The sequence below is a fragment of the Roseateles sp. YR242 genome (assembly GCF_900109745.1).
Taxonomy (GTDB): Bacteria; Pseudomonadota; Gammaproteobacteria; order Burkholderiales; family Burkholderiaceae_C; genus Roseateles.
On record NZ_FOAV01000003.1, the window covers coordinates 351,823 to 373,738 of the forward strand.

Sequence of the window (21,916 nt, forward strand, 5' to 3'; positions counted from 1 at the left end):
GTTTTCGGCGAACTTTTTCTGCTCTCCTTCCCCTCTCAACTGCGCGAGACGTCCCGTGGCCGCAACCATCCTCCAAAAGATTCCTGCTGGCGAGCGCGTCGGCATCGCCTTCTCCGGCGGCCTGGACACCAGCGCCGCGGTCCACTGGATGCGCGGCAAGGGCGCCATCCCCTGCGCCTACACGGCCAATCTGGGCCAGCCGGACGAAAGCGATTACGACGACATCCCCCGCAAGGCCAAGGCCTACGGTGCGGAGATCGCCCGCCTGGTGGATTGCCGCGCGCAACTGGTGGCGGAAGGCATTGCCGCCATTCAGTGTGGTGCCTTCCACATCAAGAGCGGCGGCGCCACCTACTTCAACACCACACCGCTGGGCCGCGCCGTCACCGGCACGGCGCTGGTGGTGGCCATGCGCGACGATGGCGTGAACATCTGGGGCGACGGGTCGACCTTCAAGGGCAACGACATCGAGCGCTTCTACCGCTACGGCCTGCTGGCCAACCCGTCGCTGAAAATCTACAAGCCCTGGCTGGACCAGACCTTCATCGACGAGCTGGGTGGCCGCAAGGAGATGAGCGAATATCTCATCGCCCATGGCTTCGACTACAAAATGAGCGTGGAGAAGGCGTATTCGACCGACTCCAACATGCTGGGTGCCACGCACGAAGCCAAGGACCTGGAGTTCCTGAGCAAGGGCATGAGCATCGTGAACCCGATCATGGGCGTGGCCTTCTGGAAGGAAGACGTCGTGATCAAGCCGGAAACGGTGTCGGTACGCTTCGAAGAGGGCGTTCCGGTGGCCATCAACGGCAAGACGTTCGCCAGCCAGGTGGATCTGTTCATGGAGGCCAACGCGATTGGTGGCCGTCACGGTCTGGGGATGTGTGACCAGATCGAAAATCGGATCATCGAGGCGAAGAGCCGCGGCATCTACGAAGCGCCAGGGATGGCGCTGCTGCACATCGTGTATGAGCGCCTGGTGACCGGCATCCACAACGAGGACACCATCGAGCAGTACCGGATGAACGGGATGAAGCTGGGTCGGTTGCTGTATCAAGGCCGCTGGTTCGACCCGCAGTGCCTGATGCTGCGTGAGACCGCCCAGCGCTGGGTGGCCCGCCCGATCACCGGCGAGGTGACGGTGGAACTGCGCCGCGGCAACGACTACACGCTGCTGGATACGGTCAGCCCGAACCTGACGTATGCGCCGGAGCGGCTGTCGATGGAGAAGGTGGAAGACGCTCCGTTCTCCCCGGCAGACCGGATCGGCCAGCTGACGATGCGTAACCTGGACATCGCGGATACGCGGGAGAAGCTGCAGGTCTATAGCAATACGGGGCTGCTGGGTGGGCAGAGCGAAGGCAGCATCGGGTTGCTGACACCACCGAAGGAATAAGCGCCGGTTGTCTTCTGCTGGGCTGCTGGGCTGTTGGAGGTGGCGGTCTCAGAAGATGAAAAGCAAAAAGCCGCTGGGCGTGATGTCCAACGGCTTTTTTTGTGTTTGGCGATACGGCTTTTTTGGGAGTCGGATATAGAGGACGCCGCCAGAAAGTGCCGATTCGGCACCCTTTTCCTCCATGCCAGGGCCAGTGGCCCTGGCGCTCCCTAGGCATAAACAGTCCACTGGACTGTTTATGTCCGAGGTCGCTCCCCCGCCCCTCCGGGGCTCCTCCTAATACTTACGGAAAAGGGCACCGAATTGGCACTTTCCGAACCGAGGACTAGGTCAGCCCGTCAGTTCGTCGGTCCGTCAGTTCCTCGGTCCTAATCGGGACCGAGGAATTCAGCGGCGGCGGCGCGCCAGGAAACCCAGGGCCGCCAAGCCCGCAATCATCATGGCGTAAGACTCGGGTTCCGGCACCGGGCTCGCCAGCGGCGTGGTACTGGGCAAGGCATTGGCCGTGGCACTGGCAAACTCAACACGCACACCGGTGTAGTTGTAGACCGCGCTGGCGTCGTCAGTGACGACAAAACTCAAAGTGTTGGTGCCAGAAACGAAGTAGCTGGCAATGCTGCTGAAATTGGTCCAGCCGGTATAGCCATTGCCCTCAATAGTGGAAATGGCCTGGCCATTGAGCAGCAGCACACCACTGTTGTCCGACGCCCAACGGCCCGTGATGGACGCGCTGGAAAGCTCGTAACCCGTCATGTCGAACGACAGCGACCACGTCACGACACTGTCCGCGCCCGCACTGTAGTTGGTCTGCTGATCACCGCTCAGAATCAGCCAGGAAGACGAATCCGTGTTGGCAATCCAGTGCGGGAACGGATCGTCCGACCCCGTGCTCACCACGCCATAGCCGGCCTGGCCCGCATAGTCGCCACCAGAAACGGTGTAGGTGTAGTACTTGTCCGTGTCACCGGAGCTCAGTCCGCTGCCCGTGTTGACCAAGCCACCAATGGTGTCAGCCATCGCCACGCCGCCAACCAGGGTCGCGGCTACCGCGAAAGGGGTGAGTGCAAGCAGTTTCATGAAATTCCCGAATGACTTGAAATAGTGGTCGACACAGGTTCACACCCGTTCCCTCTGCCCCGGCTTCAAGCACGCCAGGCCCGTCGTTTTGTGAGTTGATTGTTCCAAAAAACGTGACTTATTGATCCCCGTAGCTGTGGGGGTCAGGTCTGTTGATTGGTAACGATGGGGTAACGGCTGTTGCCGCCCCCTTCGAGAGCCGGCAAAGGCGGCAAGTGCAGCAGCTTGTCGGGGTTGCGCTGCACGTAGATGGCGCTGATGCGGTGGCCCGGCGCCGGGCGCAACGCCACCGTCTGGATGGGCTGGCCCGAGGGCTCATAAACGATGTAGCCCGGCCAGCCATTGATGCGCGCAGACCGCAGCCGCCAGTGGTGGCTGGTCGGCATCCGGGCAAAGCCGACAAAGACCTTCGCCACCAGCGCCCCCCCCTCCAGCACACGCGGCACCGCAGAGACCTTGCCACCCCCGTCGGCAAGCAGCACCGCATCCTCGGTGAGCACCCGTGCCAAGGCATCCACATCGAAGTCTTGCAAGGCCGTCACAAAGGCACCAAAGAGCCGTTGACGCTCCTCTTCCTCCACCTCATGCCTGGCGTAATCCGCCTTCACATGCTGACGCGCACGGCTGGCCAACTGGCGGCAGGCCGCGGCGCTGCGACCCAGCCGGGTGGCGATGTCGTCGAACTCGAGCTCAAAGACCTCACGCAGCAGGAACGCCGCCCGCTCCAACGGCGTAAGACGCTCCAGCGTCAACATGAACGCCACGGAAACATCCTGGGCAAATTCGGTCTGCGCCTCCGGGCTGGGCGACCACTCGCTCGCCTCGTCCACCAAGGGCTCCGGCAACCAGACACCGACGTATTGCTCCCGCCTGGCGGCCGCAGACTGGAGACGGTCCAGGCACAGGTTGGTCACCGTGCGGGAAAGAAAGGCGCCCGCATGCTGCACCGTGCGTTCATCCACATCGGCCCAGCGCAGCCAGGCCTCCTGCACGATGTCCTCCGCCTCCGCCCGCGCGCCCAACATGCGGTAGGCCAGCGCACGCAGAGACCGCGCGTGTTCGCGGTCGAAGCGCACGGCACGCTCCGCAGCGGAAAACCCCATCGAAGCAGACACCGGCACATCACCCGGCACGGCAGCGCCAGAGGCGTCCGCCCGAGCAGGCAACCCAGGGCCGGTCAGCTCCGCGCTGGTCGGCACCGGGGAAAAGGAAGACACCGGGCTTGACGGGCTTGACGGGGGTAACGGGGACGAGGAGGGGTCCAGGGGCTGCATCGTGCTCATGCCTCCAAGACGGGACAGGCCCGCAGTTTGTGACGCCCTACCCCCGCCGGTCCAGCAACATCGCGTCCCCATAACTGAAGAAGCGGTAGCGCTGTTCGATGGCGTGCTGGTAGAGCACCATGATGCGCTCATACCCCGCCAGCGCGGAAACCAGCATCATCAAGGTGCTCTTGGGCAGGTGGAAGTTGGTGACCAACCGGTCCACGACCTGGAACTCGAAGCCTGGTGTGATGAAGATGTCCGTCTCACGGGCGCCCGCCTGCAGGCTGCCCCCGCGCGCGGCCGATTCCAACGCCCGCAGCGTGGTGGTGCCCACGGCCGTGACCCGCCCCCCCGCCGCACGGCAACGCGCAATGGCATCCACCGTCTCCTGCGGCACCTGGAACCATTCGCTGTGCATCTTGTGCTCGGCCAGCGTGTCCACCCGCACAGGCTGGAAGGTGCCGGCCCCCACATGCAGCGTCACATGAGCCGTCTGCACCCCCCGTGCTGCCAGGCGCTCCAGCAAGGCCTCGTCAAAGTGCAGCGCCGCCGTGGGCGCCGCCACCGCACCCGGCTCACGGGCAAAGACGGTCTGGTAACGGCGCACGTCATCCGCCGAATCGTCATGGGCGATGTACGGGGGCAACGGCACGTGGCCGTGACGCTCCAGCAGCTCAAAGGGCTCACCCGACAGACGCAGGTGGAAGAGCCCGTTGTCCGGACCGCAGCGGCCCAGCACCTCGGCGTCGAAAGCGTCAGCAAACCGCACCACCGCCCCCGGCTTGGGACTCTTGCTGGCCCGCATGTGCGCCCAGACCTCCCGCGTGCCGGGCAGCACCCGCTCAACCAGCGCCTCCACCGCCCCACCGCTGGACTTGGCACCATACAGGCGAGCCTTGATCACCCGGGTGTTGTTGAAGACCAGGAGGTCCTTGGGGTCCAGCAGATCCGGCAGTTCGCGGAACACACGGTCCACCGGCGCGTCACCGCGCCCGTCCAGCAGGCGGGAGGCGCTGCGTTCGGCAGCGGGATGCTGGGCAATGAGGTCGTCGGGCAGAGCGAAATCGAAGTCGCTCACGGAGAAGAGACGGGACATGGAGAACCAGGGCCGGACAGACCCTTGCCGGTCAGGAATGAGGAATGGCCCGATTCTCCCATTCCGCGCGCCACGTCCCTCGCACGCTTCGGACTGCTCCCGATCCCAGGCAAAATTCCGCCCCATGTCCGAGGCCTCTCCCGACTCCGCCAAATCCAAGTCCAAGCGCTCCCCCAAGGCCCCAGCCAAGGCCGGCGCCCCGGAGGGGGCGACGCCTGCCGCTCCCGCCAAGTCCGCGCCGCAGAAGGCGATGGAGCGCATGGGCCTGACCCGGGACATCGACCTCGCCCTGCACCTGCCCCTGCGTTACGAGGACGAGACCCGCCTGACACCGCTGGACGCCGCCCACGACGGCGACACGATCCAGTGCGAAGGCGAAGTGGTGGAGAGCCGCATCGAGATCCGCGGCCGCCGCCAATTGCTGGTCAGGCTGCGCGACGACCACGGCGCCCTGCTGCAACTGCGCTTCCTGCATTTCTTCCCCGCCCATCAGAAGACCCTGGCCGTGGGCGCCCGGGTGCGCGTGCGCGGCGCCCTGCGCGTGGGCTTCTTCGGCCGGGAAATGATGCACCCCACGTTCCGCAAGGTAGACGGCGAAACACCGCTCGCCACCTCCTTGACCCCCGTCTACCCCACCAGTGCGCAACTGCCGCAGGTCTACCTGCGCAAGGCGGTCGCTTCAGCGCTCAAGCGCGCGCCACTGGACGAAGTGCTGCCGCCCGCGCTGGTCCCGAAAGGCCTGCCCAGCCTGCGCGAGACCCTGCAGTTCCTGCACCATCCGCCCCCCTCGGCTGGGCTCTCCACCTTGGAGGACCACACGCATCCGGCCTGGCAACGCCTGAAGTTCGAGGAACTGCTCGCCCAGCAGCTCAGCCAGCAACGCGCCCAGCGGGAACGGGCTCACCTGCGCGCCCCGGTTCTGCGCGGCACCAAGGGCGGCCTGCATGAACAGCTGCTGGGCGCCCTGCCCTTTGCGCTCACCGGCGCGCAGCAGCGCGTGACAGAAGAGATCGCGGCCGACCTGGCCCTGCCCCAACCCATGCACCGCCTGCTGCAGGGCGATGTGGGCTCGGGCAAGACCGTCGTGGCCGCCATTGCCGCTTCCGTGGCCATGGACGCCGGCTGGCAGTGCGCACTGATGGCGCCCACCGAGATCCTGGCGGAGCAGCACTTCCGCAAGCTGATCAGCTGGCTGGAACCGCTGGGCATCCAGGTGGCCTGGATCACCGGCAGCGTCAAGGGCAAGGCCCGCCAGAAGATGCTGGACGCCGCCGCCTCGGGCGAAGCGAAGCTCGTGGTGGGCACCCACGCCGTCATCGAAGACAAGGTGAAGTTCTCCCGCCTGGGCCTGGCCATCATCGACGAACAGCACCGCTTCGGGGTGGCCCAGCGCCTGGCCCTGCGCAAGAAGCTGGCCGACAGCCTGGCCGACGAGTTCCCCGGTGCCGTCCCCATGGAACCGCACCTGCTGATGATGAGCGCCACGCCCATCCCCCGTACGCTGGCCATGACCTACTTCGCGGACCTGGCCGTGTCGACCATCGACGAACTGCCCCCCGGCCGCAGCCCCATCGTCACCCGCGTCTTCGCGGACGGACGGCGGGACGACGTGATCGAAAAGATCGCCAGCGCCGTGCAAGACGGCCGCCAGGCCTACTGGGTGTGCCCGCTGATCGAGGAGTCCGAGGCACTGGACCTGAAGAACGCCACCGAGACCCACGAGGAACTCAGTGCCGCCCTGCCCGGCTGCCTGGTCGGCTTGCTGCACGGACGCATGCCACCCGCCGAGAAGGCCGCCGTGATGTCACTGTTCAGCAGCGGCCACGTGAGCGTGCTGGTGGCCACCACCGTGATTGAAGTGGGCGTGGACGTGCCCAACGCCAGCCTGATGGTGATCGAACACGCTGAACGGTTTGGGCTGTCGCAGCTGCACCAGTTGCGTGGCCGGGTGGGACGCGGCTCAGTGGCCAGCGTGTGTGTGCTGCTCTACACCGGGCCGCTGTCCGACACCGGCAAGTCGCGCCTGCGCGCGATGGCGGAAACCACCGACGGCTTCGAGATCGCCCGGCGCGACCTGGACATTCGCGGCCCGGGAGAATTCATGGGGGCCCGCCAGAGCGGCGCACAGTTGCTGCGCTTTGCAGATCTGGAGGAAGACGCCCCGCTGCTCAGCGCAGCCCGCGCACTGGCCCCGCGCCTGCTGGATCAGTACCCGCAAGCCGCCGAGCGGCAGGTGGAACGCTGGCTGGGCCACAAGACCGAATACCTGAAGGCCTGACGGTCTGAAAGCCTGAATGCCTGGGCACCAGGCTGCTGCCCCCCGAGGTCAGCCTTCGATGTTGTCGATCAGGCGCGTCTGGCCCAGCTTGGCCGCGCCCAGCGCCACCAGCGGCTCACCCTCACGCGGCGCGCCCAGGTCGTGCTGGCGGCGCAGGGTCATGTAGTCCGGCTGCCAGCCGGCGTCACGCAGGGTCTGCATGGCATCGCGCTCGATCCGGTCGATGTCCCGCTCCCCGCCCTGCCACCGGGCGAGCTGCCCGCGCAGCGACTGCGACAACAGCAAGGCACGCTGCTTCTCATCGTCGCTCAGGTAGCCGTTGCGCGACGACAGGGCCAGCCCGGTGTCACTGCGGCGGGTCTCGCCCGCGAGGATGCGAATGGGCAGGGCCATCTGGTCCACCAGGCGGCGCAGGACCATCAGCTGCTGGTAGTCCTTCTTGCCAAACACCGCCACATCCGGCTGCACGATGTTGAACAGCTTGGTGACCACGGTGCTCACACCGATGAAGAAGCCTGGGCGGAAATGCCCTTCCAGGATGTCTGCCAGCTCGGCCGGCGGATGCACCTTGTAGCCCTGGGGCTCGGGGTACATGGTGGCCTCGTCCGGCGCGAAGATGACATCGCAGCCCACGCTGGCCAGCAGTTCCGAATCCCGCTGCAGCGTTCTCGGGTAGCGGTCGAAGTCCTCGTGCGGCGCAAACTGCAGCCGGTTAACAAAGATGGACGCCACGATCCGGCCCTGCGGCCCCACCGCTTGCCGCGCCTGCGTCACCAGCGCCAGGTGGCCGTCATGCAGGTTGCCCATGGTGGGCACAAAGGCCACGGGGGCGTCGCCCTGGAGTGCGGCGCGCAGGCCGGGGATGTCGTGATGGATCTGCATGGCGGGGATGATGGCGTGCGCTGTGCCTGAAGCTCGGCAGGAAGCAAGACAAAGAGCGAGAGGGGTTCAGTATGTGTGTTCCGCTGCGGGGAACGCACCGGATTTCACATCCGCCACATAGCGCTGCACCGCGTCCTGGATAGAGGTGGCGCCTTGCATGAAGTTGCGCACAAAGCGCGGGCGGCGCCCCGGCGTCACATCCAGCATGTCGTGCAGCACCAGCACCTGGCCGGAACATTCTGCACCCGCACCGATGCCGATCACCGGAATGCCCAGGCTGCGGGTGAGCTCACCCGCCAACGCCGCCGGCACCATTTCCAGCACCAGCATCTGGGCACCGGCCGCCACCAGTTCACGCGCATGCGCCTTGAGCTGGGCGGCACTCTGTTCGTCACGTCCCTGCACCTTGAAGCCGCTCAGGGCGGTCACGGTTTGGGGCGTCAGGCCCAGGTGGGCGCATACCGGAATGCCGCGTTCAGTCAAGAAACGCACCGTGTCGGTGGTCCAGCCGCCGCCTTCCAGCTTCACCATGTGGGCGCCCGCCTGCGCCAGCTGCATGGCGTTGAGCCAGGCGTCCTGGGGCGAGGTGTGATAGGTGCCGAAGGGCAGGTCCGCCACGATCCACGCCTGACGGCGGGCCCGCGCCACGCAGCGTGTGTGATAGACCATTTCCTCCAGGCGCACCGGCACGGTGGTGTCCTGGCCCTGCAGCACGTTGCCCAGCGAATCGCCGATGAGCAGCGCGTCCACGCCGGCGGTATCCAGCAGGTGGGCAAACGCGGCGTCGTAGCAGGTGAGCATGGCGATCTTGTCGCCGGCGGCATGCATATCCAGCAGCCGCTGAAGGGTCATGGGTTTTTTGTCAGTGGTCATGCGTCTCCCCTGGTCTTGTCCCATGGGTGGGCCGGCAGTGTACCGGGCCCCAACCGGGAAGGCCGTTTCTGAGGACAATGCGCCCATGACCCTGACCGAACTTCGCTACATCGTCGCCGTGGCCCGCGAACGCCATTTCGGCCGTGCCGCCGAGGCCTGCTTTGTCTCCCAGCCCACCCTTTCCGTGGCCATCAAGAAGCTGGAAGAGGAACTGGACGTCAAGATCTTCGAGCGCGGCGCCAATGAAGTCACCATGACCCCCCTGGGTGAAGACATCGTGCGCCAGGCGCAATCGGTGATCGAACAGGCCAGCGCCATCAAGGACATTGCCAAACGCGGCAAGGACCCGCTGGACGGCGCGCTGCGTCTGGGCATCATCTACACGATTGGTCCTTACCTGTTGCCGGAGCTGGTGAAGCACTGCATCGAGCACTATCCGCGCATGCCGCTGATGCTGCAGGAGAACTTCACCACCAAGTTGCTGGACATGCTGCGCACGGGCGAGCTGGACTGCGCCATCATGGCCGAGCCCTTCCCGGACGCTGGCCTGGCGGTGGCGCCGCTCTACGACGAACCTTTTGTCGTGGCGGTGCCGGCCACGCATGCGTTGGCCAAGCGCACCAGCATCACGGCCGAGGAGCTCAAGGCGGAAACCATGCTGCTGCTGGGCAACGGCCACTGCTTCCGGGACCATGTGTTGGAGGTCTGTCCCGAATTCGCCCGTTTCTCCACGGACGCGGAAGGCATCCGCAAGAGTTTCGAGGGCAGTTCTCTGGAGACCATCAAGCACATGGTGGCCTCCGGCATGGGTGTCACGGTGGTGCCATCCCTGAGTGTGCCGGCCCAGGTCCCGGACCACCTGCGCTACGTGCCCTTCGAAGCGCCCGCGCCGACCCGCCGCGTCGTACTCGTCTGGCGACGCACCTTCACCCGCTACGAAGCCGTCGCCGCGCTGCGCAACGCCGTCTACGCCTGCAAGCTCGACAGCGTCACCCTCCTCTCCTGACGGGGTGGCGCCCCTTGGGCCAGGAGCGCAGCCACCGGCCATGCGCCTGCGGGCGCCGCGATCCCGCAGCCTGAGACCCCGCGCCAACGACCAGCTGACGACCAGCCGACCACCGCGCCGGCGGCCCTGCTGCGCCTCCCCCAAACGTCTCTCCAGCCGGCCTCCTTCTGGGCTGGGGCCGCTACGCCCTTTGGGAGGTAGTTTTTTACTATCGCGCCTTTTAAGCTATTTGCGTTGATCTATTAGCTGGCGGTTTTTACATTCGTCCTCATGTCGTGCCGCGACAAAGACCAAGAGGTTCGCCAGCCCCACTAAAGGGGTCCGGTCCGGGCCTCCAGACCTTCGAGGAGTTGTTACCCATGAGTGTGAAGCCTTCCCATCCCGCCCAGTGCCCGGTCATGACGACCACCGCCGGCGCCCCTATTGCCGACAACCAGAACTCGCTGACCGCCGGCCCACGCGGCCCCGTCCTGATGCAGGACTACCAGCTGATGGAAAAGCTGGCCCACCAGAACCGGGAACGCATTCCTGAACGTGTTGTGCACGCCAAGGGCTGGGGCGCCTTCGGTACCCTGACCGTCACCCACGACATCAGCCGCTTCACCCGCGCCAAGCTGTTCGGCGAGGTGGGCAAGAGCACCCCGATGCTGGCCCGTTTCTCCACGGTGGCCGGTGAGCTGGGCGCCGCCGATGCCGAACGCGATGTGCGCGGCTTTGCGCTGAAGTTCTATACCGAAGAAGGCAACTGGGACCTGGTGGGCAACAACACCCCGGTCTTTTTCATCCGCGACCCGCTGAAGTTCCCCGACTTCATCCGTACCCAGAAGCGCCATCCGGTGAGCCACCTGCGCTCGGCCACCGCCGCCTGGGACTTCTGGAGCCTTTCCCCGGAAAGCCTGCACCAGGTCACCATCCTGATGAGCGACCGCGGCATCCCGGTCAGCCCGCGTTTCATGAACGGCTACGGCTCGCACACCTACAGCTTCTGGAACAACAACGGCGAGCGTTTCTGGGTGAAGTTCCACTTCAAGACCCGCCAGGGCCATCGCACCATGAGCAATGCCGACGCCGCCAAGGTGATCGGCGAGACCCGTGAGAGCTACCAGGAAGACCTGTTCGGCTCCATCGATCAAGGGGACTATCCGCGCTGGACGATGTTCGTGCAGGTCATGCCCGAGCTGGACGCCGACAAGACCACCTACAACCCCTTCGACCTCACCAAGGTGTGGCCGCACCAGGAGTACCCGCTGATTGAAGTGGGCGTGCTGGAGCTCAACCGCAACGCGGACAACTATTTCGAAGAGATCGAGCAGGCCGCCTTCTCGCCCAGCAACATCGTGCCCGGCATCGGCTTCAGCCCGGACCGCGTGTTGCAGGCCCGCATCTTCAGCTACGCCGATGCGCACCGCTATCGGCTGGGCACGCACTACGAGGCGTTGCCGGTGAATGCGCCCAAGTGCCCGGTGCACCACTATCACAAGGACGGCTCGATGAAGTTCTTCCGCACGCCGACCGGCAATGCCGACGCCTACTACGAACCCAACAGCTTCGGTGGCGCCACGCAGGACCCGTCGGTGGCGGAGCCGCCGCTGCGTCTGCAAGGTGATGCGGACCGCTACAACCACCGTGACGGGAACGACGACTACAGCCAGCCGGGCGCCCTGTTCCGCATCCTGGGGGCCGAGCAGCAACAGCGCCTGGGCCGCAACATCGCCGCGTCCATGAAGGGCGTGCCGGCTTTCATCATCGACCGCCAGCTGGGCCACTTCGACAAGGCCGACCCCGACTACGGCCGCGCCGTGCGCACCGCGCTGCGCGAGCTGGACATCGAGTTCACCGTCTGAGCGTGATTCCGGGGGCAGCACGGCCCCCGGTCAAAACAAGGAGCCTTGATCATGAACATCAGATCCGGACAACGACTGCTGGGACTGGTCCTCACCGCTGCGGGAGCCGCCCTCAACGCCCAGACACTGGTGGATTGGATGCGGCACGGCACCACCTGACCCCAGGCATGGCGCATGCCAAAGTCACCGGGATCAGTTAGGCTTCACCCGCAACAGAATTGGGCGACACCGGTCGCCCCCAACGACCACAGGAGTCCGTAGATGGCCAAGAAGTCTCCCGCCGCGCCCGTCAATTCCAAGGGCCAGGCCCCCATCAACATCGGCATCAGCGACAAGGACCGCGCTGCGATCGCGCAGGGCCTGTCCAAGTTGCTGGCTGACACCTACACGCTGTACCTGACCACCCACAACTTCCACTGGAACGTCACCGGGCCGATGTTCAACTCGCTGCATGCGATGTTCATGACCCAGTACACCGAGCTGTGGAACGCGGTGGACCCGATTGCCGAGCGCATCCGCTCGCTGGGCCACGCCGCACCAGGCTCCTACGCCCAGTTCGCTGCGCTGAGTTCGCTCAAGGACGCACCGACCACCCCGCCCAAGGCGCTGGACATGGTGCGCGTGCTGGTGGAGGGCCATGAAGGCGTGGCACGCACGGCCCGTTCGCTGTTCCCCCTGGTGGAAAAAGCCAGTGACGAGCCCAGCGCCGACCTGCTGACTCAGCGCCTGACCGTGCATGAACAGGCCGCGTGGATGCTGCGCAGCCTGCTGGAAGACCGCTAAGCCGCCGCCCCCTGGAGCGCACCCGGAACACGCGGGAAGCACGCTGGAATGGCCGCTGACGTGGCCATTGACGTGGCCGTTGGCGCCTAACCCACGGCCTTGATGCGTCCGGAGCGGCGGGCATCCGCCAACATGGATGCCAGCGCACAAGACGCCAGCCGAGCGGCCCGCGAGTCGGCCCGGCTGGTGAGGATGATGGGCACCTTGGCGCCCAGCACCACCCCAGCCGCATACGCCTGTGCCAGGAAGCTCAGGCTCTTGGCCAGCATGTTGCCGGCGTCCAGGTCCGGCACGATCAACACATTGGCACGCCCGGCCACCGGCGAGACGATGCCCTTGATACGGGCCGCCTCCAGGTCGATGGCGTTGTCCATGGCCAAAGGGCCATCCAGCACCGCGCCGGTGATCTGACCCCGGTCCGCCATCTTGCACAGCGCGGCGGCCTCCAGCGTGGAGGGCACCTTGGGGTTGACCGTCTCCATGGCCGAGAGCAGCGCCACACGCACCTCTGGCAGCCGCACGGCATGCGCCAGGTCGATGGCGTTCTGGACGATGTCGACCTTCTCTTCCAGCGTCGGCACGATGTTGATGGCGGCGTCCGAAATGATGAGCGGTTGGGGATGACCCGGCACGTCCATCACGAAGCAGTGGCTGATGCGCCGTGAGGTGCGCAGGCCCCCCTCGCGCCGCACCACCGCCCCCATCAGTTCATCGGTATGCAGGCTGCCCTTCATCAGGGCGTCCACCTGGCCGCTGAGCGCGAGCTTCACCGCCGTCTCGGCGGCAGCATGGCTGTGGGGCACGTCATGCAGTTCAAAGGCGGACGCGTCCACCCCCGCCAGGGCCGCAGCCTCGGACACCTTGCCTGCCGGCCCGACCAGCACCGGCTGGATCAACCCCAGCGATGCCGCCTCCACCGCCGCATGGATAGAGACGTCACTGCACGGGTGGACGATGGCGACACGCAGCGGCGGCAAATGCCGCACGGCTTCAATCAGGCGGTCGTAATGGGGGTGCGCTGACGACATGAAGAAACTCCCTGATTTGATTGAACGCATGATGCGATCGTGACGACTCGTCGCTTATCCCTGCACGTTGGTCGGAGATGTACGCGAATCGCGATAAATCATGCATGCTGCATCGCAACAAATCAAGCCGCCAAGGGGGTGCACGTGATTGCAGATGACTGGCACAACTATGTCGGGGACGCCTGGCAACGCTGGCTGCTCACCCTGGATGCGCTGCATGCGCGCGGCCAGATCTTCCTGGATCACCTCGAAGCTGGCAAACCGGCGCTGCTCAAGTTCCAGCATGAGTTGCTGATGGACGGGCGCGACCTGCCGCAGCCGTGCAACTACTCGTTGCTGCACATCGTGCCGCCGCCCGAGTGGCCCGAACGCCCCGCCAGCCGGCCCATCATCGTCATCGATCCGCGGGCCGGTCACGGCCCCGGCATTGGCGGTTTCAAGCCCGACTCCGAGATCGGTGTGGCCCAGCGGGCGGGGCATCCGGTGTACTTCATCACCTTCGCGCCAGAACCGGTCGAGGGCCAGACCCTGCTGGACGTGGCGCGCGCCGAGGCCACCTTCATCGAAGCCGTGGTGGCCCGCCATCCGGACGCGCCTGGCCGCCCGGCCGTGATTGGCAACTGCCAGGCTGGCTGGGCTGTGGCCGCGCTGGCGGCCGTGCGCAGTGACCTGCTGGGCCCCATCGTGCTCAACGGCGCGCCACTGTCCTACTGGGCGGGCAGCCCGCAGCAGAACCCGATGCGTTATTCCGGTGGTGTACTGGGCGGCGCCTGGCTGTCCGCCCTGACCTCCGACCTCAGCGGTGACCGGTTCGACGGGGCCTGGCTGGTCTCCAACTTCGAGAACCTCAACCTGGCCAACACCTGGTGGGACAAGTACTACCACCTCTATGCCAATGTCGACACCGAGCGCGACCGTTTCCTCGACTTCGAACGCTGGTGGGGGGGCTACTTCCGCATGACCGGCGAGGAAATCGAATCCATCGTCGAGAACCTCTTCATCGGCAACCGGCTGGCGCGCGGCGAGGTGACGCTGGAGGGCTACCGGCTGGATCTGCGTAATATCCAGGCCCCCATGGTGATCTTCGCTTCCTGGGGCGACAACATCACCCCACCCCAACAGGCGCTGGACTGGATCATCGATGTCTGGGGCAGCGAAAAGGCCCTGATCAAAGCCGGCCGCACCATCGTCTACACGTTGCATCCCAAGATCGGCCATCTGGGCATCTTCGTGGGAGCGGCGGTGGCGCGCCGGGAGCACGAGCAGATCGTGGACACCCTGGAGCAGATCACGGTGCTGCCGCCCGGGCTCTATGAGATGAAGATCAGCACCCGCGATCCCGAAGCCCCGCTGGCAGAGCTGGAATCTGGCGACTACAGCGTGAGCTTCGAGCTGCGCACCGTGGACGACCTGCGCGCATTGAACCCCGATGGGCGCCGCGATGAAGCGGTGTTCAGCACCATCGCCCAGTGCTCGGAATTCAACATGCAGGCCTACAGGCGCTGGGTCCAGCCGATGGTCCGGGCCGTCGGCAGCCGGGAACTGGGGGAATGGCTGCGCTGGATGCACCCGCTGCGTCGGCAACGCCTGGCGTTCTCCAACCTGAACCCGGCGTCGACCTGGGTCGCAGCCGCCGCCGCCAGTGCGCGCGAAAAACGTGCACCGGTGCAGAGCGACAACCCGTGGCTGGCGCTGGAGCAGACCGGATCGCGCTGGATCAGTGACACCCTCGACCACATCGGCCAGCAACGTGACCAGGCGGTGGTCCGGTGGGTGGAGGCGGTTTATGGCCCGCATGGGTTGGGTGCCCTGCTGCCGCCACGCGCCTCCGATCTTGCGGCGGGAGAGGCCCGTGCCGCCCAGGACGAAGCCGAAGGCCGGCGGGTGGCGCTGGCGCAGGTCGAAGAAGGCGGATTCCCCGAAGCGGTCTGCCGCATCCTGCTGGCGGGGATGTCCCATCTGGGTGTGATTCAGCGCCGAGGCCTGATCCTCGGCCAGCAGCTGGCGGCCTCCCAGCGCCAGTTGCCGCCCTGCCAGACATCGCCCGGGGAGTCCCGCTCCACCGCCCCGCAGAACGGCGCGTCACCGGAAGACTGGGCCTCGCTGCTGCATCAGCAGGCGCTGGTCATGGCCTTCGCCCCGCAGGAGGCCATTGCCGCGCTGCGTCAACTGCTGCCATCGGTGCAGGAGCGTGAGCAGGCGCTTGCCCTGGCCACCGCCGTGCTCATGGCCGAATCCGACATCGCCAGCCCCGATTCCCCCGCCGCGCTTTATCTGCAGCAAACGCTGGGCGTGGCGACTGCCCGGGTGGTGGCACTGGCCAGGACACTGCATGCCTCACCGGTGGCCACGGTTTCCGTGCCGCCACCGGGCAAGCCTTCGCGCGCAGCCAAGGCGACGACCCTGCCATCCTGACCTGACCATTCGACGATACGGAGGCGACATGGACCCCAGACTCGAAGGCGAATTCATCGCCGTGGTGAACGCAGGTTCATCCAGCGTCAAGCTCTCACTGTTCTCATTGCATGCGGATGCAGAGACGGCGCCGGGCGTCGCGCCCCTGCGCTTCGAATTGCATGCGCAGGTGGAGGGGCTGGGCACCTCGCCGCACTTCGAGGCGCGGCATGCCGACGGCAGCTCGGCCGGCACCCGCGATTGGCCGGTGGCCACCCTGACCCACGACCGGGCCATCGACCATCTGGTGGAATTCGTCAGCCACGAATACCCCCACCTCGAGATGCTGGCGATCGGCCACCGTGTGGTGCACGGCGGCGCGGACTTTGACCAGCCGGTGGTGGTCACCCCCGAGGTGCTGGCCCGGCTGGAAGCCCTGATCCCCCTGGCCCCGCTGCACCAGCCCCACAACCTGGGGCCCATCCGCCGTGCCCTGGAAGGGCTGCCGGGCCTGCCGCAGGTGGCCTGCTTCGACACCGCCTTCCACCGCACCCAGAGCGTGGTGGCGGAGGCCTATGCCCTGCCCTATGAGCTGTACGAGGCCGGGGTGCGCCGTTATGGCTTCCATGGCCTCAGTTATGAATACATCGCTGCGAGCCTGCCGGCGCTGTCTCCCGCGCTGGCCGACGGCCGCGTGGTGGTGCTGCACCTGGGCAACGGCGCCAGTGCCTGCGCGCTGATCCGTGGCCGCAGTGTGGCCACCAGCATGGGTTTCACGGCCGTCGAGGGCCTGCCCATGGGCACCCGGAGCGGATCAGTGGACCCCGGCGTGCTGCTCTACCTGATGGACCAGCGCGGCATGGATGCCCGCGCCCTGGAACACCTGCTCTACAAGGAGTCCGGCCTGCTGGGCGTGTCCGGTCTCTCCAGCGACATGCGGACCTTGCTGGCCAGTGATTCGCCGCACGCCCGGCTGGCGGTGGAGTTGTTTGTCCACCGGATCGTCCGCGAGATCGGAGCGCTCGCGGCGGACCTCGGTGGCCTGGACGGTATTGTCTTCACCGCCGGCATTGGCGAACATGCGCAGGCCATCCGCCGACGTGTGCTGGAACGCTGCGCATGGCTGGGGCTGAGCTTCGACGACGATGCCAACCGGGCACCGCCGCAGACGCCGCATGGCGCCCGGCGCATCAGCGCCCCGGGAAGCCGCTGCGAGGCCTGGGTCATCCCCACCGATGAAGAGCTCATGATGGCGCGTCACACTTACGAGGCCCTCGTCACCCCGGACTGAGCCATTCACGGCCTCAAGGAATATTGCCATGCGAACCCCCAACCAACGCCACAGCCACGAGGAGTGGGAACACACCACCGAGGAGGTGGACCTGAAGATCGTCCAGCTGGCGGTCATGTGCAACATCCGCCTGCTGGAGCCCGGCGTGATCAACCGCGTGCTCGACAACGACACCAGCCTCTGCCATAGCGACCATCAGGGTGCGTTTGAACAGTTGCGAGGCATGGTGTTCCTGCACTACGAGATCCAGAAACGGCTGGCGGGTGAGCTGGGGGCCGCGGATGCGGCCGAAGTGGTCGCGCGGGTGCGCCAGCACCTGCTGGTCCGTGTGGGCACCCAACTGGGCACGCCCAGGTAGCCGGGGCAGCCCCGGGTAAAAAGACCCTTTGGACTTGGGAGAGTCGGCCGGCAGCGATAAAGTCGGCGCAACGCCATGCATATCGCCATCCTCTCCTTCGACGGATTCAACGAACTCGACTGCTTCGTGCCGCTCGGGCTGCTGAACCGCCTCAAGCCGATGGGCTGGTCCGCCGAACTGTGCGGGCCCGGCGGCATGGTGACGTCCATGAATGGCGTCAACGTCCAGGTGCAGCGGCCGCTGGAGTGGGCCAACGAAGCGGACGCCGTCTGGTTCGGCGCAGGGCTCTACACCCGCGCCATCGCCGAGAATTCCGCCCTGCTGGACCGGCTCCAGCTCGACCCCACGCGCCAGATGTTTGCCGCCCACGGTGCCGGCGCCCTGCTGCTGGCCCGGCTGGGCCTGCTGGGGGAGGTGCCGGCCTGTACCGACGGCTCCGCCCGCCCCTGGCTGGTCGAGGCCGGTGTACGGGTGCTCAATGAGCCCTTCCATGCCCGGGGGCCGGTGGCCACGGCCGGCGGCGGGCTGGCCTCCCAATACCTGTCCGCCTGGCTGATCTGGCAGAAGGCCGGTGAGGAGACCGCGCGGGAGGCCCTGGGGCATGCCGCCCCGGTCGGCCAGAAAAGTGACTATGTGGACAGCCTGCTGGGCATCGTGCGGCCTTTCATGGCGCCCGCCACGCCCCCCAGTCCGCCTTAGCGGGCGGCATCGTCGATAATCGCGGGTTCGCCGCTTCGGCACCCATTTTTCCCCTGCGCGCCTGACCCGGGCCGGTTGATGCCGGCCCCCACCGGACCCTGTATCGACGACGGTCCTGGTCCGGGCGCGACCCCACCATTCGCGCCATGTCTACCGACCAACCCAGCCGTATCCAGTCCGAAGTGCGCCGCCGCCGCACCTTCGCCATCATTTCCCACCCTGACGCGGGCAAGACCACGCTGACCGAAAAGCTGCTGCTGTTCTCGGGTGCCATCCAGATCGCCGGTTCGGTGAAGGCGCGCAAGGCCACGCGCCATGCCACCTCGGACTGGATGGAAATCGAAAAGCAACGGGGCATTTCCGTGGCCTCGTCGGTGATGCAGATGGAATACCGTGACTGCGTCATCAACTTGCTCGACACCCCGGGCCACCAGGACTTCTCCGAAGACACCTACCGCGTCCTGACCGCCGTGGATGCGGCGCTGATGGTGATCGACGCCGCCAACGGCGTGGAACCGCAAACCCGGCGCCTGCTGCAGGTCTGCCGGGCCCGCAACACCCCCATCCTGACCTTCGTCAACAAGATGGACCGCGAAGTGCAGGACCCGCTCGCCCTGATGGACGAGATTGAACAGGAGCTGGGCATGACCGTGGTGCCGTTCACCTGGCCGGTGGGCATGGGCAAGCACTTCCATGGCGTGATGGACCTGCGCCAGAAGCGCATGCGCGTGTTCTCGCCCGGTGAAGACCGCGCGGCGGGTACCGAAGAAGTGCTGGACGGCCTGGACAACCCGGCCTATGCCGAGCGCTTCGGCATGCAGTATGAAAACGCTCAGAGCGAGATCGAACTGGTGAACGAGGCGGCACCCGCCTTCAGCGAGAGCGATTTCCTCACCGGCCGCCAGACCCCGATGTTCTTTGGCTCCGCCGTCAACAACTTCGGCGTGCAGGAAGTGCTGGACGCCCTGGTGGAACTGGCGCCGCCGCCTGCCGAGCGCGCCGCCATGCAACGTGTGGTGCAGCCGGAAGAACCCAAGTTCACCGGCGTGGTGTTCAAGATCCAGGCCAACATGGACCCGGCGCACCGCGACCGCATTGCCTTCCTGCGCGTGGCCTCCGGCCACTTCGAGCGCGGCATGCGGCTCAAGGTGGTGCGCTCCGGCAAGGAGCTGCGGCCCAACACAGTGGTGAGCTTCCTGAGCCAGCGCCGCGAGCTGCTGGACGAGGCCTTTGCTGGCGACATCATCGGCATCCCGAACCACGGCGTGCTGCAGCTGGGGGACACCATCACCGAGGGCGAAGCGCTGCAATACACCGGCCTGCCCTTCTTCGCGCCCGAAATGTTCCGCTCAGTGGAAGTCGCGGACCCGCTCAAGACCAAGCAGCTGCGTGAAGGGCTTCGCCAGCTGGGCGAGGAAGGCGCGATCCAGGTCTTCCGTCCCGAGGCGGGCAGCGTGCTGCTGCTGGGCGCCGTCGGCCAGCTGCAGTTTGAAGTGGTGGCGCACCGCCTGGAGCACGAATACAAGGTGAAGGCGCGCATCACCGCCGCCCGCTACAACGTGGCGCGCTGGGTCACCTGCGATGAGGCCGATGGTGGGGAGAAGGAGCTGCGCCGCTTCATCGACCACAACGCCCACCGGGTGGCCTGGGACGCGGTGAACGCGCCCACGGTGCTGCTGGAATACGCCGGGGAACTCCGCGCCATGCAGGAGAACTGGCCCAAGATCAAGTTCCACGCCTTGCGGGAACATGCCGGGCTGGTGTTCCAGAAGCAGATGGACGCCTGATCAGTACCGCAGCTCCCAACCCAGATTCCACACATTCACGTTGACCCCGGCATACCGTTCATAGCCGGTGGTCAGCGCCATGTGACTGCCCAGTTGCAGGGCCAGGCCGACGCCGGCGGACGCAGAGGTCTTGGTGGAGTCGGGGCCGTTGTCCCGCTTCAAGGTGGTCTGGCCGATGCCCGCGCGCCCGGTCACGTTGAAGATGCTGCTGATGGGCAGCGAGCCCGTCAGCGCCACGCCGACATGGCGCTCGGGATAGGCGTAATCACGGTTGGGCGCAAACAGGTTGATGTCGAAGTTCAGGCCACGCAGGAACACCTCGGCCCCGAGGTTGGGCGTGAAGCGGTAACCCAGGCCCCAGGCCACCGACAGGGTGCTGCTCTTGTCATAGTTGGGATTGCTGCCGTTGGCCGCGCCAATGGCGAACTGGCCATAAACACCCGGCGTCAACCCGGGGTTCGGGTCTTCCGCATGGGCATCGCTGGACGCGCCCAGGGCAGCGGTCAGCACCATCGCCGACGCGCAGGTGGCCACAAAAGTTCTCATGCTGCTCCCCTCCATGATTCGTATATCGCCCAATTCGGCGAGGCGCAGCATAACGATCTGTTTCCCACTTGGGGAGGGTGCCCCCCCTTGGTGGGATCGCCCGCCGCACCGTCCCCGGTGCGGCCGACCAGGACCAGGTGGGGTCAGGGCTTGATGCTGTAGTTCACCGGCACCCAGGTGTAGCCCTTGCCGTCCGCACGCAGGTGGCCGATGCCGGGGAAGGACAGGTGGGCCACGGCGACGAAGTAGCCCTTCTTTGCGGCATCCGCAAACACCTTCTCGCGCTGCGGCACCGCGACCTTGGAGTCGCTGTCGAAGTTGATCGCCACCGACGGGTCAGCGAACTGCACGGCGGCCACGTGCATCACGTCACCCCACACCGCCAGTTGCTGGCCCTGGCTCTCCACCATGTAGATGGTGTGGCCCGGGGTATGGCCGGGTGCGGCCACCGGATGGATGCCGGGCACCAGTTCAGCCGTGCCGGTGAACGGCTTGACGCGGCCGGCGTCCTGGTAGGGCTTGAGCGCGGCGATGACGCCGGGGAAGAAGCCACGGTGGCCTTCCGGCTCCTTGGCCGCGTTGGCGGGGTTGAGCCAGTGGTCCGCGTCATGCTGGTCCATGCGCACCACGGCATTCGGGAACACCGCCTTGCCGTCCAGCGTCAGGCCGCCGGCATGGTCCGGGTGCAGGTGGGTGATGTAGATCTCGTCGACCTGCTCGGGCTGATAGCCTGCGGCCTTCAGGTTGGTCAGCAGACGGCCGGCCGTGGGGCCGAAGAGGCCGGCGGCGCCCGTGTCGATCAGCACCAGCTTGGTGCCGGTGTTGATCAGGTAGGCGTTGACCGAGGTCTCCACGGGCGGCTTGAGGTAGGCCTTCTGCAGCGCCTTCACCACCGTACCGGGCTTGGCCTTGTCCATCAGTTGGTCGACCGGCAGGTCCAGCGTGCCGTCGTTCAGCGCGGTGATCTCGAAGTCGCCCAGCATCAGGCGGTAATAGCCGGGCGCCTGGGTCTTGACCTGCGGCGCGGCGGCCTGCACACCGGCGGCGGCCAGTGCCATGGCCAGGCCCAGGGCGGCAAAGCGTTGGTTCAGACGAATCATGCGGCTCTCCTTGGAGGATCAGGGATTTCAATGAGCGCGCAGCATAACGACGCGCGCAACCGCCTGCCTTTTGCAGCAGAGAAGCCCTCCTCTTTTGGAAGAGTGGCCCAGGTCCCCCTGCAAAGTCTCATGTCAGCGTGCTGAAAGCCGACGCAGGCGAACTGAACAGGGCTTGCGCGTGCACTGACCGCATCCAAGGGTTAGCCCTTGCGC

Annotated in this window: 18 protein-coding genes; 10 read left to right on the top strand and 8 right to left on the bottom strand. The window is 66.2% G+C overall.

The window, feature by feature from the left end; all coding sequences use genetic code 11:
- Nucleotides 1-55 precede the first annotated feature (55 nt).
- Nucleotides 56-1,396, top strand: a complete 1,341-nt coding sequence (argG, locus tag BMY53_RS08740; protein ID WP_092945619.1) for an argininosuccinate synthase — start codon at nucleotides 56-58, stop codon at nucleotides 1,394-1,396.
- 387 nt (nucleotides 1,397-1,783) lie between these two features.
- Here argG and BMY53_RS08745 read toward each other — a convergent pair whose 3' ends face one another.
- From BMY53_RS08745 to queA, 3 genes are all read right to left on the bottom strand, one after another.
- Nucleotides 1,784-2,473: a PEP-CTERM sorting domain-containing protein gene (locus BMY53_RS08745; protein ID WP_092945620.1), complete on the bottom strand. Its 690-nt coding sequence runs from the start codon at nucleotides 2,471-2,473 to the stop codon at nucleotides 1,784-1,786.
- A gap of 143 nt (nucleotides 2,474-2,616) precedes the next feature.
- Nucleotides 2,617-3,576, bottom strand: a complete 960-nt coding sequence (gene sigJ, locus BMY53_RS08750; protein WP_092945621.1) for an RNA polymerase sigma factor SigJ — start codon at nucleotides 3,574-3,576, stop codon at nucleotides 2,617-2,619.
- Nucleotides 3,577-3,793: 217 nt separating this feature from the next.
- On the bottom strand, nucleotides 3,794-4,834 hold the full coding sequence (gene queA / locus BMY53_RS08755; RefSeq protein WP_092945622.1) for a tRNA preQ1(34) S-adenosylmethionine ribosyltransferase-isomerase QueA: 1,041 nt from the start codon (nucleotides 4,832-4,834) through the stop codon (nucleotides 3,794-3,796).
- Nucleotides 4,835-4,958: 124 nt separating this feature from the next.
- On the opposite strand from queA, the gene recG reads away from it, so the two are divergent.
- Nucleotides 4,959-7,112, top strand: coding sequence for an ATP-dependent DNA helicase RecG (gene recG / locus BMY53_RS08760; RefSeq protein ID WP_092945623.1), 2,154 nt, complete (start codon nucleotides 4,959-4,961; stop codon nucleotides 7,110-7,112).
- Between the two features lie 48 nt (nucleotides 7,113-7,160).
- On the opposite strand, the gene panC is transcribed toward recG, so the two are convergent.
- Nucleotides 7,161-7,994: a pantoate--beta-alanine ligase gene (panC, locus tag BMY53_RS08765; RefSeq protein ID WP_092945624.1), complete on the bottom strand. Its 834-nt coding sequence runs from the start codon at nucleotides 7,992-7,994 to the stop codon at nucleotides 7,161-7,163.
- Between the two features lie 66 nt (nucleotides 7,995-8,060).
- Complete coding sequence (gene panB / locus BMY53_RS08770; RefSeq protein ID WP_255370096.1) at nucleotides 8,061-8,867, bottom strand: 3-methyl-2-oxobutanoate hydroxymethyltransferase; 807 nt, start codon at nucleotides 8,865-8,867, stop codon at nucleotides 8,061-8,063.
- An 85-nt stretch (nucleotides 8,868-8,952) separates the two neighbouring features.
- Here panB and BMY53_RS08775 point away from each other — a divergent pair, with 85 nt between their 5' ends.
- From BMY53_RS08775 to BMY53_RS08785, 3 genes are all read left to right on the top strand, one after another.
- Nucleotides 8,953-9,873 (top strand): hydrogen peroxide-inducible genes activator, encoded by a 921-nt coding sequence (locus BMY53_RS08775; RefSeq protein ID WP_092945626.1) that lies wholly within the window; start codon nucleotides 8,953-8,955, stop codon nucleotides 9,871-9,873.
- A gap of 359 nt (nucleotides 9,874-10,232) precedes the next feature.
- On the top strand, nucleotides 10,233-11,717 hold the full coding sequence (locus BMY53_RS08780) for a catalase (RefSeq protein ID WP_177200795.1): 1,485 nt from the start codon (nucleotides 10,233-10,235) through the stop codon (nucleotides 11,715-11,717).
- Between the two features lie 261 nt (nucleotides 11,718-11,978).
- Nucleotides 11,979-12,500 (top strand): Dps family protein, encoded by a 522-nt coding sequence (locus BMY53_RS08785; RefSeq protein ID WP_092945628.1) that lies wholly within the window; start codon nucleotides 11,979-11,981, stop codon nucleotides 12,498-12,500.
- A gap of 86 nt (nucleotides 12,501-12,586) precedes the next feature.
- Here the strand turns inward: BMY53_RS08785 and BMY53_RS08790 are convergent, their stop codons facing one another.
- Nucleotides 12,587-13,528, bottom strand: coding sequence for a phosphate acetyltransferase (locus tag BMY53_RS08790; protein WP_218151207.1), 942 nt, complete (start codon nucleotides 13,526-13,528; stop codon nucleotides 12,587-12,589).
- 144 nt (nucleotides 13,529-13,672) lie between these two features.
- Here BMY53_RS08790 and BMY53_RS08795 point away from each other — a divergent pair, with 144 nt between their 5' ends.
- From BMY53_RS08795 to BMY53_RS08815, 5 genes are all read left to right on the top strand, one after another.
- Nucleotides 13,673-15,943: a DUF3141 domain-containing protein gene (locus BMY53_RS08795; protein ID WP_092945956.1), complete on the top strand. Its 2,271-nt coding sequence runs from the start codon at nucleotides 13,673-13,675 to the stop codon at nucleotides 15,941-15,943.
- A gap of 28 nt (nucleotides 15,944-15,971) precedes the next feature.
- A complete protein-coding gene (locus tag BMY53_RS08800) occupies nucleotides 15,972-17,213 on the top strand; it encodes an acetate/propionate family kinase (RefSeq protein WP_092945630.1) in 1,242 nt (413 codons plus the stop codon).
- A gap of 28 nt (nucleotides 17,214-17,241) precedes the next feature.
- Nucleotides 17,242-17,571, top strand: coding sequence for a hypothetical protein (locus BMY53_RS08805; protein WP_092945631.1), 330 nt, complete (start codon nucleotides 17,242-17,244; stop codon nucleotides 17,569-17,571).
- 75 nt (nucleotides 17,572-17,646) lie between these two features.
- Complete coding sequence (locus tag BMY53_RS08810) at nucleotides 17,647-18,270, top strand: type 1 glutamine amidotransferase family protein (protein ID WP_092945632.1); 624 nt, start codon at nucleotides 17,647-17,649, stop codon at nucleotides 18,268-18,270.
- 146 nt (nucleotides 18,271-18,416) lie between these two features.
- Entirely contained in the window at nucleotides 18,417-20,057 is a 1,641-nt protein-coding gene (locus BMY53_RS08815; protein WP_092945633.1) for a peptide chain release factor 3, read from the top strand.
- Here BMY53_RS08815 and BMY53_RS08820 read toward each other — a convergent pair whose 3' ends face one another.
- Nucleotides 20,058-20,603, bottom strand: coding sequence for a porin family protein (locus tag BMY53_RS08820; protein WP_177200796.1), 546 nt, complete (start codon nucleotides 20,601-20,603; stop codon nucleotides 20,058-20,060).
- A 143-nt stretch (nucleotides 20,604-20,746) separates the two neighbouring features.
- Nucleotides 20,747-21,703, bottom strand: a complete 957-nt coding sequence (locus tag BMY53_RS08825) for an MBL fold metallo-hydrolase (RefSeq protein WP_092945635.1) — start codon at nucleotides 21,701-21,703, stop codon at nucleotides 20,747-20,749.
- Nucleotides 21,704-21,916: the final 213 nt, after the last annotated feature.